Raw genomic sequence first — 12,239 nt, 5'->3', positions numbered from 1 at the left:
GGCATCACCATCATGTGGCAAACTCTCCTGACCCCTGTCGATCTCTATTGCGAGCGGACCGGGCCTGGACTTTGGGTCGAACCCGCCAATGCTTTGACCAACCTTGCTTTCATTGCAGCGGGACTATGGGGTGTGCGGGAAGTACGCCGATGCAAGGCCGGCACTATCGCCGAGGTGCTGGCTTGGTGGGTGGTGGCGATCGGCATCGGTTCGACCATCTTCCATACCTTTGCCACCAAGGGCACGATCTGGGCCGATATCCTGCCGATTGCCAGCTTCACGCTCGCGTATACGCTGTTTAACCTGCGCCGCTTCCTCGGCATGGAATGTGGCAAGGCGATCGCGGTCTTCGTCGTTTTCTATGCGGTGGCCGGCGCGATAAGTTTCGCCGTGCCGGATTGGCTGCGCCAGGCATCGAACGGCACGACGAGCTACCTGCCGCCGTTCCTGGCGCTCGCCTTCTTCGGTATCTGGGTGACGGCAAGCGGCAACCGGGCCGGCTGGTACAATCTGGCGGGGTCGGCGATCTTCGTGGTGTCCGCCATCTGCCGGATGATCGACCCGATCGTCTGCGCCAGCTTTCCGCTTGGCACGCACTTCCTGTGGCACCTCCTCAACGGGCTGATGCTGGGGGTGCTGTTGGCGGCGGTGGCGCGGTTTGGAGCGCCGAAGGAGTAGGCAGTAGGCAGTAGGCAGTAGGCAGTAGGGGTCTTATTCCCTACTGCCCAAGCCCTATTCCCTGGCTGCGGCTACGCAGCCAAATCGCGCAGCACGTACTGCAAGATGCCGCCGTTCTTGAAGTAGTCGAGCTCGTCCAGCGTATCGATGCGGCAGATGATCGGCACGTTCTTCACCGTGCCGTCGCCATAGGTGATCTTGGCGGTCATCGTCTGGCGCGGCTTGATCGTGCTCAATCCGTCGATCTCGACCAGTTCGTCGCCCTTGAGGTTGAGCGAAGCCCAGGACGTGCCTTCCTCGAAGACGAAGGGGATGACGCCCATGCCGACCAGGTTCGAGCGATGGATGCGCTCGAAGGACTGGGCGATGACCGCGCGGACACCAAGGAGATTCGTTCCTTTGGCGGCCCAGTCGCGCGAAGAGCCGTTGCCGTATTCGACACCGGCGAATATCACCAGCGGCACGCCTTCATTCTTGTACTCCATCGCCGCGTCGTAGATCGATTCCTCTTCCTTCGACGGGTAGTGGATGGTGTAGCCGCCCTCGCGGCCGTTCTCGCCCAGCATGTGGTTGCGGATGCGGATGTTGGCGAAGGTGCCGCGCATCATCACCTCATGATTGCCGCGCCGCGTGCCGTACTGGTTGAAGTCGGCGACGCCGACGCCATGGTCGGTGAGGTATTTGCCGGCCGGCGAGGCGGCCTTGATCGAACCCGCCGGCGAGATGTGGTCGGTGGTGATCTTGTCGCCGAACAGGCCGAGCACGCGCGCGCCCTTGATGTCGCCGATCTTGCCGAAACCTGATGTCATGCCGGCGAAATAGGGCGGGTTCTGCACATAGGTCGAATTGTCGTCCCAGGCATAGGTCTGACCTTCCGGTGCCTGAACCTTCTGCCAGTGCTCGTCGCCCTTGAAGACGTCGGCATATTTGCGGGCGAACAGCTCGCGGGTGACGTTCTTCTCGATGAACTCCTGGATCTCGGCCGAGCTCGGCCAGATTTCCTTGAGGTAGACCGGATTGCCGTTCTTGTCCTCGCCGAGCGGCTCGGTCGTCAGGTCCTTGGTGACGGTGCCGGCCAGCGCGTGCGCCACGACCAGCGGCGGTGACGCCAGGTAGTTGGCCTGCACGTCGGGCGAGACGCGGCCTTCGAAGTTGCGGTTGCCTGACAAGACCGCGGCGGCAATCAGACCTTTGTCGTTGATGGTCTTGGAGATCGGCGCCGGCAGCGGGCCGGAATTGCCGATGCAGGTGGTGCAGCCGAAGCCGACCAGGTTGAAGCCGATCTGGTCGAGCTCCTTCTGCAGGCCGGACTTTTCCAGATATTCGGCGACCACCTGGCTGCCGGGGGCGAGCGAGGTCTTCACCCACGGCTTCTGCTTGAGGCCGAGGCGGTTGGCGTTGCGGGCCAGAAGGCCGGCGCCGATCAGCACGCTCGGGTTCGAGGTGTTGGTGCACGACGTGATGGCGGCGATGACGACGTCGCCATGGCCGAGATCGTGGTCGGTGCCTTCGACGGCGTAGCGCTTGGAAATCTCCGCCGCCTTCTTGTATTCGGTGTCCATCGCCTTGGCGAAGCCGGCCGGAATGCCTTCCAGCGCGACGCGGCCCTCGGGGCGCTTGGGGCCGGCCATCGACGGTACGACGCTGCTCAGCTCGAGTTCGAGCAGGTCGGTGAAGACCGGATCGGCGGAGCCGGCCTCGCGCCACATGCCTTGCGCCTTGGAATAGGCTTCGACCAGCGCGATGCGGCTTTCCTCGCGGCCGGACATCGTCAGGTAGCGGATGGTTTCCGAATCGACCGGGAAGAAGCCGCAGGTGGCGCCATATTCCGGCGCCATGTTGCCGATGGTGGCGCGGTCGGCCAGCGTCATGTTGGACAGGCCCGGGCCGAAGAACTCGACGAACTTGCCGACGACGCCCTTCTTGCGCAGCATCTGGGTGACGGTGAGCACCAGGTCGGTGGCGGTGACGCCTTCTTTGAGCTTGCCGGTGAGGCGGAAGCCGATCACCTCGGGCAGAAGCATGGAGACCGGCTGGCCGAGCATGGCCGCCTCGGCCTCGATGCCGCCGACGCCCCAGCCGAGAACGCCAAGGCCGTTGATCATCGTGGTGTGCGAATCGGTGCCGACGCAGGTGTCGGGATAGGCCGTGGTTTCGCCGTCCTCGGTGTTGGTCCACACCACCTGGCCGAGATATTCGAGGTTGACCTGGTGGCAGATGCCGGTGCCGGGCGGCACGACGCGGAAGTTGCGGAACGCCTGCTGGCCCCATTTCAGGAACTTGTAGCGTTCCTCGTTGCGCTCGTATTCGAGCTCGACATTGCGGGCGAAGGCCATCGGCGTGCCGAATTCGTCGACGATGACGGAATGGTCGATGACGAGGTCGACCGGCACCAGCGGATTGATCTTCTGCGGGTCGCCGCCGAGCGAAGCCATGGCGTCGCGCATGGCGGCCAGGTCGACCACGGCCGGAACGCCGGTGAAATCCTGCATCAGCACGCGGGCCGGGCGATAGGCGATCTCGACGCCGGCGGTGCCCTTGTCGGTCAGCCAGCCGGCCACCGCCTGGATCGATTCCTTGGTGACGGAGCGGCCGTCCTCATTGCGCAGCAGGTTCTCCAGCAGCACCTTCATCGAATAGGGCAGCTGGGCGATGCCGGTGAGGCCGTTCTTCTCGGCCTCGACGAGGTCGAAATAGGCATATTCGGTGCCGCCCGCGGTCAGCGTGCGACGGCAATTGAAACTATCGAGGGATTTTGACACGTGCGATCCGTCCTTGTCTGTTCAGCCTGAAAGGGAACGGACGCCGATGGCATGCAATCACGCGCAAAGGTGCGGGTACGGCCATTTCCGCTGTCCGTTCCCAAGCAACCCGAGCCGTTCAAGGCGGCGCGTGCGCTGGTTCGGCGCTAATTCTGTTCCCGAGCCGGCCGCTGGCACGGATGCACCGCATATAGAGAATTTTCTGGAATAGTTCTAGACAGTCAAAAAGCAAATTTGTGCGATGCGGCAGCGACCGCGGAACATTGTTTTCGGGGCAGGCGAGGGATGCGGCTTATCGCCGAAAATCTGGGCGGCGAACGCGGCGGCGAGGGGGTTTTTTCCGGCGTCGGCTTTGCGCTCGATCAGGGCCAGGCGCTGGTCGTCACCGGGCCGAACGGATCGGGCAAATCGACTTTGCTCCGGATCATCGCCGGACTGCTGCCGAAGGCCGAAGGCCGGCTGCTGATCGAAGGTGGCGGCGATGACTTTCCGTCGATCGCCTCGGCCTGTCATTATCTCGGGCATCAGAACGCGATGAAGACGGCGCTGAGTGTCGTGGAAAACCTGCGCTTTTGGCGTGATTTCAATGGAAGTGGCGATTCGAGTGTCGACGAGGCGCTGGAGACCGTCGGGCTCGGCGGCATCGGCCATCTGCCGTTCGGCTATCTCTCGACCGGGCAAAGGCGGCGCGCGGCGATCGCCAAGCTCTTGGCCAGCCATCGGCCGCTGTGGCTGCTCGACGAGCCGACGGCGGGTTTGGACAAGGCTTCGGAGGCGCGGTTCGCGGGACTGATGATGAAGCATTGCGTGGCTGGCGGGATGATTGTCGCGGCGACGCATCTGCCGCTGGGGATCGAGGCGACGGAGTTGAGGATGGGGGAAGCCACAGAGCGCCTGCCTCAACAAGGGATCATATCGTAATGTGGTCCCTCTTCGCCCGTGACATCCGCCTCAACATCCGTGCCGGCGGAGGCGCGTTGACCGGCGTCATTTTCTTCCTCGCCGTCATCGCCACCATCCCGTTCGGCGTCGGGCCGGACCTGAAGCTGCTTTCCCGCATCGGCCCGGCGATCCTGTGGATCGGCGCGCTGCTCGCCTGCCTGCTCGGGCTCGACCGGCTGTTCCAGGCCGACCGCGAGGATGGCTCGCTCGATCTGCTGGTGCTGGGCAACGACCGGCACATGCTGGCGCTGACCGTGCTGGTGAAATGCCTGGCGCATTGGGCGGGCAGCGTGCTGCCGCTGGTCGTCGCCGCCCCCTTGCTCGGCCTGTTCATGAACATGGAGCCGCTCGGCATCGGCGCGACCGCGCTGACGCTGCTGGTCGGCACGCCGGCCATCACCTTCATTGGCGCCGCTGGTGCCGCGGTGGCGGTGGCGCTGCCGCGCGGCGGGCTGCTGATCTCGGTGCTGGTGCTGCCGCTGACTATTCCGGTGCTGATCTTCGGCGTTTCGGCGAGCTACGGCGCGACGGCCGATCCCGATCCTTTCCTGCAACCCTTCCTCATTCTTGCCGCGCTGACGCTGTTTCTTGGCGTGCTGGGGCCGGCCTCGGCAGCGCTGGCGCTGCGCCACGGAACCGATTGAGCGAGGTTTGGCATGGTTTGCGCGACATCAAGGGCGGCGGCGCGGCGGCCATGTAGGTTTGAAACCACGGCGCGTTGCGCAGCCATGGGCATGTCGCTAAGGGAAAGCATGATCGAACGAGGCAGACGGCTGGAAAGAGGCGCGCCGATGGAGCGGCAGGCATGAGTGCGCACGCACTCTATGTCACGGCCGCCTACGGCATCACGGCGGTTGTTCTGGCCGGGCTGATCGGCTGGATCCTGCTCGACCAAAAGGGCCGCAAGCGCGATCTTGCCGAACTGGAAGCAGCCGGCGTGCGGCGGCGTTCCGACAAGGCGGAGGCAGAAAAGTCGTGAGCAGCGAAACCGAAACGCCGACGCGTGGCCGCCGCCTGTTCGTGCTGTTGCCGCTGCTGATCTTTCTCGGCCTGGCGGGCCTGTTCCTGTGGCAGCTATTGTCAGGACGCGATGTCTCGGAAGTGCCATCGGCGCTGATCGGGCTGCCGGCGCCGCAGACCAATCTGCCGGCACTGGAGGGGTCAAACCTGCCGGGGCTTGATTCCAGGGTGTTCGCCGGCAAGGTCACGCTGGTCAATGTGTTTGCGTCATGGTGCGCGCCGTGCCGCGAAGAGCATCCGGTGCTGCTGGCGCTGTCGCAGGACAAGCGGTTCACCATGGCGGCGCTGAATTACAAGGACCGGCCGGAAAACGCCCGCCGGTTCCTCGGCGATCTCGGCAATCCGTTCCAAGCCATCGGCGTCGACGAAGCCGGCCGCACGGCGATCGACTGGGGCGTCTACGGCGTGCCGGAAACCTTCGTCATCGGCAAGGACGGCAGAATTGCCTACAAGCATGTCGGCCCGCTGACGGCGGAAGCCGCGCGGGATCTCTTGCTGCCGCAGATCGACAAGGCATTAGCAGCACCGAACTGATGGCGTTCTCGCGCTTCGTCATTCTAGGGCGAAGCAAGGAGCGAAGCGACGCGGCGCAGACCCTGGAGCTGCTCAGCAGCCCAAGGAATCCATGCCGGGACGTTGGTCAAGGATACTTCGGATCAGAATAGGCGTTGCGTACAGCGGTAGACAGAAATTCTGCACCGCCGCGGCGCTCGAAGAGCACCGCCGCGGCGCTCGAAGATCACGGCATGGATCCCTCGGGCTGCTGAGCAGCTCCAGGGGTCTTCGCTCCGCTTCGCGTCGCTACGCCCAAGGATGACGAACGTGATAGGTCGACCGAATACTCAGCCGTAGATCTGCTTGTGGATCTGGTAGAGCATTTCCGAGCGGTCGGCGCGCATGTCGGCCAGATCGCGGCTGGAGAAGCTGTCGATTTCGGCGACGAGGCGGTTGTAGTGCTTGCGCTTGGCGATGTTGTTGCGAGCGCGGGTCATGAGATCGTTGAAGATCATAGCAAGGGTCCTTCTGTGCCGCATTCTGGCGGCGGTTTCTTCCTCCCTTGGTCAATACGAAACATGACATAGGATTGGTGCATTGCAAAAAGAAGATGTTGCAATGCACCATTGCACGCAGCGCATAGCCGGTTAATCGAGTCCTAAGGCGTCCTGGTTGGACGATCGGGGCCAGAACTGCCTGGGCGGCGGCTTCCTCTCTGTTTTGTCATACAAATTGCGAAGGCCGCGTCTTGCCAGATCGATCGCGGGCTGGCTTGATCCGGTATCACGTGATGCCGGGAGGAAATGCATGGCGGCCGCAGACTATTACGAAATTCTCGATCCGCGCTTCGCGCGCCTGTTCAACGGCAATGCGCAGGTGGAGAAGCTGTTCACCGGATGCCGCTGGGCGGAAGGGCCGGCCTGGTTCGCCGCCGGGCGCTATGTCGTCTGGTCCGATATCCCGAACAACCGCATGCTGCGCTATGACGAGACGGATGGCAGCGTCAGCGTCTTCCGCCAGCCCTCGGGCAATTCCAACGGCAACACCGTCGACCGGCAGGGCCGGCTGGTGACCTGCGAGCATTCGGGCCGCCGCGTCAGCCGCACCGAGCATGACGGCTCGGTCACCACCATTGCCGCCAAATGGAAGGGCAAGCGGCTGAACTCGCCCAACGACGTGGTGGTGAAGTCCGACGGCTCGATCTGGTTCACCGACCCGACCTACGGCATCGACACCGACTATGAGGGCGACAAGGCCGAGAGCGAGATCGGCGCCTGCTACGTCTACCGGGTCGATCCCGACAGCGGCGAGATCGAGGCCGTCATCACCGACATGGTGCGGCCCAACGGGCTCGCCTTCTCGCTCGACGAAAGCCTGCTCTATGTCGTCGACACCGGCCGTACGCACGGCGCTGAGAACCCGGCGCATATGCGGGTGTTCAACGTCGGCAAGCACGGCAAGAAGGTGTCGGGTGGCAAGGTCTTCGCCGACTGCACCGCCGGCCTGTTCGACGGCTTCCGGCTCGACGCCGACGGACGCATCTGGACCAGCGCTGCCGACGGCATCCACTGCTACGATCCGGATGGCACGCTGATCGGCAAGGTCAAGGTGCCGGAGGTGACCGCCAATTGCGTGTTCGGCGGCGCCAAGCTGAACTGCCTCTACATCGCCGGCACCACCTCGCTCTATTCGGTGCGGCTGATGGTGAACGGGGCCAAGACTTTTTGAGGCTGCTCGACACGCTTCTCTGGCGGGTTTTGATGGCGTTGCTGCGCATACCCGTGGCGCCAGTTGCGCCTCGGCTACCGGAGCTGCCGCCATTCAGTTCTCCGGAAAGGATCTCGAAGCAGTCTCTTGCCGGTATCAGACACAATTCAAGGGGAGAGCGTCATGCCATTCGTCAACATCCGCATCGTCAAGGAAGTGATCGCCGCCGATCCGGCAGGCAAGAAGGCTGACATCGCCAAGAAAGTCACGGCGGCCATCATGGACGCCACCGGACTTGGCAATGACGATGTCTGGGTGGTTTTCGAGGAGATCAATGCCCGCGACTGGTATGTCGGCAGGACCGACGTCGAGACGCTGCGGAAGGGGTAGGGTGGCGACGCTCGACTGCGGGTGCACCTTTCCTTCGTCAATTTCGGGCTTGACCCGAGGATCCATGCCGTGACTTCCGACTCGGAGTGCTGCGGTGCAGAATTCTGTAAGGATTGCAGCGCCTTAGTGTAACGGCATGGATTCCTTGGGCTGCTGAGCAGCTCCAGGGGTCTGCGCCGCGTCGCTGCGCTCCTTGCTCCGCTCTAGAATGACGAAGTCGTATGGTTGGCCGCCAACAGATCAGCGCGAGCGGATAAACTCCGCGAAGGCCGTGAGCCCATTGCGCATTGCCAGCACGCTCACCGGCTCCGCCAGGATGCCATCCACCTCCGGCGGCTTCTTCCCCAGCAATGCAACCTCGATCCCGCCCTCACAAAGCGCGAAGGACATAGTCCGCATGACCTCGGCCAAAGCGGCGCGGGCGAACAGCGAGCGCTGCGAGGCGTGGGCCAGCATGGCGGGCTTGGCGATGGCGGCGTCGCGCGAGACCAGCCAGTCGAGCGCGTTCTTCAGCCCGCCAGGCACGCCATGGGCATATTCGGGACAGGAGACGATGATGCCGTCGGCGCCGGTGACGGCGTCGATCAGCTCGGCCGCTTCGCGCGGCGTGCGCTCGCCCTCGTCATCGGGATTGAAGATCGGCAGACGGCCGAGCCCGCCATAGATGGTGACGCGGCAGCCCGCCGGCGCGTTGCGCGCCAGTGCCGCGACCAGGGCGGAATTGGTGGAGGCGGCCCGCAAGCTGCCGGAGATGGCGAGAAGGTTCAGCACAGCGTGAGATCGGTCCGGCGCCTACCACATCGTCTGCTTGTATTCTTCGTCGAGCCAGCGGTCCGTCGCCTCGGCCGAATCGGCGACCACCAGCTGGTCGCGCAGGATCTGGCCGAGCGTCGGCAGCGTCGCGCGGTCGTACCAGGTGTCGGGCTTCCACAGATCGGAGCGCATGAAGGCCTTGGCGCAATGCATGTAGGCCGCCTTGACCGTGACCACGATGACGCTTTGCGGCTCCTTGCCGTCGACGGCGAGGCGCTTGCGCAAACCGGCGTCGACGGTGATGCGGGCATCGCCATTGACGCGCAGTGTCTCGTTCATGCCGGGGATGAGGAAGAGCAGCCCGACCGAGGGATTGCGCAGTATATTCTCCAGCGTGTCCAGCCGGTTGTTGCCGGGCCGGTCGGGGATGGCGATGGTCCTGTCGTCGAGAATGGCGGCGAAGCCGGGCTTGTCGCCCTTCGGCGTCACGTCGGCATTGCCGGCACCATCGGACGAGCCGATCAGCACGAAGGGGCTCTTGCCGATGAAGGAGCGGCAATGGCCGTCGAGCGCCTTGAGCTCCTTGCGAATGGAACCGTCGGTCGGCCGTGGCGTCTTGTAGATCGTCCGCAATTCTTCGTGCGTGGTGACGAATTCCATGGCCCTCTCCTCAGTTGTTTGGACGCAATTCCGGACGGAAAACCGCTTCACACTATTCCTGGAATTGCTCTACTTGCCGGCCTTTTCTTCCCCGCTTGCCTTGTCGTCCAGCGAATGGCGCAGGATCAGCGGCATCTGGCTGAAGGTGAACAGAAGCGTGATCGGCATGATGCCCCAGACCTTGAAGGTAACCCAGGCATCGGTGGAAAAATTGCGCCACACCACTTCATTGACGATGGCCAGGAACAGGAAGAACAGGCCCCAGCGGAAGGTGAGCTTGCGCCAGCCTTCGGCATCGAGCTTGAAGGCAGAATCGAAGACATAGCCGAGCAGCGACCTGCCGAAGAACAGGCCGCCGAGCAGCACGCCGCCGAACAGCGTGTTGACGATGGTCGGCTTCATCTTGATGAAGATGTCATCCTGCAGATAGAGCGTCAGCGCGCCGAAGATGAAGACGACGACGCCCGACACCATCGGCATGATCGGCAGCGTGCGCGTCAGCAGCCACGAGGCGATCAGCGCGATTGCCGTTGCGGCCATGAACAGGCCGGTGGCGACGAAGATCGGGCCGCCGAATTCGCCCAGAACAGGGAACTTCTGCACCAGCCACTCGCCGCGCGCATTGGCGAAGAAGAACACCAACAGCGGCCCAAGCTCCAGCACCAGCTTGAGCACGGGATTGACGCCTTCCTTCTTCTCTTTCTGCGGGTCGGACGGATCGCGTTCGAGAATGGGTGGGTTCATGATCTTCCTTCTTACGCACGATCCCGTTGAAAAGGGATCATGCCGTTACGCCACTCCAGCGATCGCCCTGGCGAATTCGCTCGCGGAGAAAGGTTCGAGGTCGTCGACCTGTTCGCCGACGCCGATGAAATAGACCGGCAATTTGTGCTTTGCCGCGATCGCCACCAGAATACCGCCGCGCGCCGTGCCGTCCAGCTTGGTCATCACCAGGCCGTTGACGCCGGCGATGTTGCGGAAGATCTCGACCTGGTTGAGCGCGTTCTGGCCGGTGGTGGCGTCGACCGTCTGCAGCACGGTGTGTGGCGCTTCCGGGTCGAGCTTGCCGAGCACGCGCACGATCTTCTCGAGCTCGGCCATCAGTTCAGTCTTGTTCTGCAGGCGTCCGGCGGTGTCGATGATCAGCACGTCGGAGCCGGCTTCCTTGGCCCTCTCGAAGGCGTCATAGGCGAGGCCGGCGGCATCGGCGCCGAGCTTGGAGGCGATGACGGGCGATTTCGTCCGTTCGCCCCAGATCTTCAGCTGTTCGATCGCGGCGGCGCGGAAGGTGTCGCCGGCGGCGAGCATCACCGACAGGCCGCCATCGGTCAGTTTTGCCGCCAGCTTGCCGATGGTGGTGGTCTTGCCGGTGCCGTTGACGCCGACCACCAGGATGACATGCGGCTTGTGCGAGAGGTCGAGTTCCAGCGGCATGGCGACAGGGGTCAGCACCTTCTCCACCTCGGCCGCCATGATGGCGCGCACTTCGGTGTCGGAGACATCCTTGCCGTAGCGGCTGGAAGCCAGCGCATCGGTAACGCGCAGCGCCGTCTCCATGCCGAGATCGGCGCGGATCAGCACGTCTTCCAGGTCCTGCAGCGTGTCCTCGTCCAGCTTGCGCCTGGTGAAGACGCCGGCAATGTTGCCGGTGAGCTCGCGCGAGGAACGGGCAAGCCCGTCCCGCATGCGCTGGAACCAGGAGCGCCGCGGCGCCGGCTCCGGCGCCTTCACCGGCTCGGCCTTCTGCTCGACCTTCTTGGCGACGGTCACCTTGCCGGGAGCGGGTTTCGGTTCCGGCTTCGGCTGTGGGACGGGCTGCGGCTCGGGCGCGATCTCGGCAAGGACGGGCTGCGTCTCGATTGGTGCCGGCTGACGAATGGGAGGCGCGATTTCCGCCGCCGGGGCCTGAGGCGCGGCAGTCGCTGGCGCGAGTTCGGCAGCAGGTGCCAAATCTTGCGTGCGCTCGCGCTGCCCCTCACCCTTACCCTCTCCCCGTGAAGTACGGGGAGAGGGGGGCGTCGGCGTCGAGGCTTCTTCTTCAATGTTTGCGAGAGAAGGCGTGGCGTCACTGGCAGCTTCCTTCTCCCCGTCTCTATACGGGGAGAAGGTGCCGGCAGGCGGATGAGGGGCGGCGCCAGCTTCTAAAGTCGGCTGTGCGGACGGGGCCGCCGGTGGAGGCACCTCGATCGGTGCTGGTGTCTCGACCGGGATCTCCGCAGGCGGCGCTGGCACTTCGATCGGTGCCGGTTCGGGCTGCCTTTCCGGGCGCGGCGGCACAATCTCCGGCTCGGCAGGTGCCGGAGCGGGGACTTCTTGCGGCTGCGGCTCGGGAGCGGGCTCCGGAGCGGCGGGAGGAAGCGGAATTTCCTCGGGCGCCGGCGGCTCAGGCGCGGGTGCGGGTTCCTCTTGCGGCGCGGGCTGCGGCAGGGGTTCCGGCTCAGCTGGAATCGCCGGCTCCGGCGTGGGCGGGATGGTCGGAGCGGGCTCGGGTGCCGGCTCCTCGACAGGCGACGGCTGAGGCGCGTCCTTTACCTCCCCCTCGATGGGGGAGGTCCCAAGCGCAGCTTGGGGGTGGGGGTGATCGGCGCTGGCGTCGGCGCTGTTGCCCCTCCCCGCTACTTCGTGGAGACCCTCCCCATCGAGGGGAGGGTGGGGCGCCGGTTCCAGTTCCTCGCGCTTCAGAAATTCCGGAACGACCTGTTCGGCAGCCGGCTTCAGCGCATCGAGCTGGTCCCATTTGATCGGGGGCAGCGGGGCGGTCTCGTCGACGCGCTCCTCGACAACCTCTTTCTTGCCGAACGAAAATATCTTCTTGAAAAAACCAGCCATGCT

Annotated in this window: 13 protein-coding genes; 7 read left to right on the top strand and 6 right to left on the bottom strand. The window is 64.2% G+C overall.

All coding sequences use genetic code 11. The features are described from left to right. The first annotated feature begins 12 nt into the window (after positions 1 to 12). Positions 13 to 678, top strand: coding sequence for a ceramidase domain-containing protein (locus tag ACVILI_RS03520; protein WP_038650616.1), 666 nt, complete (start codon positions 13 to 15; stop codon positions 676 to 678). A gap of 71 nt (positions 679 to 749) precedes the next feature. Here ACVILI_RS03520 and acnA read toward each other — a convergent pair whose 3' ends face one another. Continuing rightward, the gene (gene acnA, locus ACVILI_RS03515; RefSeq protein ID WP_038650613.1) at positions 750 to 3,440 is read right to left on the bottom strand and encodes an aconitate hydratase AcnA; all 2,691 of its coding nucleotides are present in this window, start codon (positions 3,438 to 3,440) and stop codon (positions 750 to 752) included. 285 nt (positions 3,441 to 3,725) lie between these two features. Between acnA and ccmA the strand changes: the two genes are divergently transcribed. The 4 genes from ccmA to ACVILI_RS03495 all read left to right on the top strand — a co-directional run bounded on the left by ccmA (position 3,726) and on the right by ACVILI_RS03495 (position 5,936). Next, positions 3,726 to 4,361, top strand: a complete 636-nt coding sequence (gene ccmA / locus ACVILI_RS03510) for a heme ABC exporter ATP-binding protein CcmA (protein ID WP_038650610.1) — start codon at positions 3,726 to 3,728, stop codon at positions 4,359 to 4,361. Further along, the gene (ccmB, locus tag ACVILI_RS03505) at positions 4,361 to 5,026 is read left to right on the top strand and encodes a heme exporter protein CcmB (protein WP_019862060.1); all 666 of its coding nucleotides are present in this window, start codon (positions 4,361 to 4,363) and stop codon (positions 5,024 to 5,026) included. Before ccmA ends, ccmB begins: the two co-directional genes overlap by 1 nt. Positions 5,027 to 5,187: 161 nt before the next feature. Continuing rightward, positions 5,188 to 5,361, top strand: a complete 174-nt coding sequence (gene ccmD / locus ACVILI_RS03500; protein ID WP_010912356.1) for a heme exporter protein CcmD — start codon at positions 5,188 to 5,190, stop codon at positions 5,359 to 5,361. Beyond that, entirely contained in the window at positions 5,358 to 5,936 is a 579-nt protein-coding gene (locus tag ACVILI_RS03495) for a DsbE family thiol:disulfide interchange protein (RefSeq protein WP_038650606.1), read from the top strand. The genes ccmD and ACVILI_RS03495 overlap by 4 nt, the downstream gene beginning before the upstream one ends. A gap of 308 nt (positions 5,937 to 6,244) precedes the next feature. Here ACVILI_RS03495 and ACVILI_RS03490 read toward each other — a convergent pair whose 3' ends face one another. Then, a complete protein-coding gene (locus ACVILI_RS03490; RefSeq protein ID WP_019862058.1) occupies positions 6,245 to 6,412 on the bottom strand; it encodes a hypothetical protein in 168 nt (55 codons plus the stop codon). Positions 6,413 to 6,704: 292 nt separating this feature from the next. Between ACVILI_RS03490 and ACVILI_RS03485 the strand changes: the two genes are divergently transcribed. After that, the gene (locus ACVILI_RS03485; protein ID WP_019862057.1) at positions 6,705 to 7,625 is read left to right on the top strand and encodes an SMP-30/gluconolactonase/LRE family protein; all 921 of its coding nucleotides are present in this window, start codon (positions 6,705 to 6,707) and stop codon (positions 7,623 to 7,625) included. A gap of 162 nt (positions 7,626 to 7,787) precedes the next feature. Then, the gene (locus tag ACVILI_RS03480; protein WP_038650602.1) at positions 7,788 to 7,994 is read left to right on the top strand and encodes a tautomerase family protein; all 207 of its coding nucleotides are present in this window, start codon (positions 7,788 to 7,790) and stop codon (positions 7,992 to 7,994) included. Between the two features lie 240 nt (positions 7,995 to 8,234). On the opposite strand, the gene ACVILI_RS03475 is transcribed toward ACVILI_RS03480, so the two are convergent. The 4 genes from ACVILI_RS03475 to ftsY all read right to left on the bottom strand — a co-directional run bounded on the left by ACVILI_RS03475 (position 8,235) and on the right by ftsY (position 12,236). Then, positions 8,235 to 8,765, bottom strand: a complete 531-nt coding sequence (locus tag ACVILI_RS03475) for an NADPH-dependent FMN reductase (protein WP_019862054.1) — start codon at positions 8,763 to 8,765, stop codon at positions 8,235 to 8,237. Between the two features lie 21 nt (positions 8,766 to 8,786). Then, positions 8,787 to 9,407, bottom strand: coding sequence for a pyridoxamine 5'-phosphate oxidase family protein (locus tag ACVILI_RS03470; protein WP_038650599.1), 621 nt, complete (start codon positions 9,405 to 9,407; stop codon positions 8,787 to 8,789). Between the two features lie 69 nt (positions 9,408 to 9,476). After that, a complete protein-coding gene (locus ACVILI_RS03465) occupies positions 9,477 to 10,151 on the bottom strand; it encodes a septation protein A (RefSeq protein ID WP_038650596.1) in 675 nt (224 codons plus the stop codon). A 45-nt stretch (positions 10,152 to 10,196) separates the two neighbouring features. Beyond that, positions 10,197 to 12,236 carry a signal recognition particle-docking protein FtsY gene (ftsY, locus tag ACVILI_RS03460; RefSeq protein WP_038650593.1) on the bottom strand — a complete coding sequence of 680 codons (2,040 nt, stop codon included), beginning with the start codon at positions 12,234 to 12,236 and terminating at the stop codon, positions 10,197 to 10,199. Between the last annotated feature and the right edge of the window lie 3 nt (positions 12,237 to 12,239).

The sequence above is a fragment of the Mesorhizobium sp. USDA 4775 genome, assembly GCF_054062655.1.
The sequence above is the reverse complement of the archived record's forward strand: the minus strand, read 5'-3'. Positions and strand labels throughout refer to the sequence as shown.

What these genes read in the sequence shown, in the direction of transcription:
- ccmD (WP_010912356.1), top strand. Translation starts at nt 5,188, where the DNA reads ATGAGTGCGCACGCACTCTATGTCACGGCCGCCTACGGCATCACGGCG.
- ccmA (WP_038650610.1), top strand. Translation starts at nt 3,726, where the DNA reads ATGCGGCTTATCGCCGAAAATCTGGGCGGCGAACGCGGCGGCGAGGGG.
- ACVILI_RS03520 (WP_038650616.1), top strand. Translation starts at nt 13, where the DNA reads ATGTGGCAAACTCTCCTGACCCCTGTCGATCTCTATTGCGAGCGGACC.
- ccmB (WP_019862060.1), top strand. Translation starts at nt 4,361, where the DNA reads ATGTGGTCCCTCTTCGCCCGTGACATCCGCCTCAACATCCGTGCCGGC.
- ACVILI_RS03470 (WP_038650599.1), bottom strand. Translation starts at nt 9,407, where the DNA reads ATGGAATTCGTCACCACGCACGAAGAATTGCGGACGATCTACAAGACG.
- ftsY (WP_038650593.1), bottom strand. Translation starts at nt 12,236, where the DNA reads ATGGCTGGTTTTTTCAAGAAGATATTTTCGTTCGGCAAGAAAGAGGTT.
- ACVILI_RS03480 (WP_038650602.1), top strand. Translation starts at nt 7,788, where the DNA reads ATGCCATTCGTCAACATCCGCATCGTCAAGGAAGTGATCGCCGCCGAT.
- ACVILI_RS03485 (WP_019862057.1), top strand. Translation starts at nt 6,705, where the DNA reads ATGGCGGCCGCAGACTATTACGAAATTCTCGATCCGCGCTTCGCGCGC.
- ACVILI_RS03465 (WP_038650596.1), bottom strand. Translation starts at nt 10,151, where the DNA reads ATGAACCCACCCATTCTCGAACGCGATCCGTCCGACCCGCAGAAAGAG.
- ACVILI_RS03490 (WP_019862058.1), bottom strand. Translation starts at nt 6,412, where the DNA reads ATGATCTTCAACGATCTCATGACCCGCGCTCGCAACAACATCGCCAAG.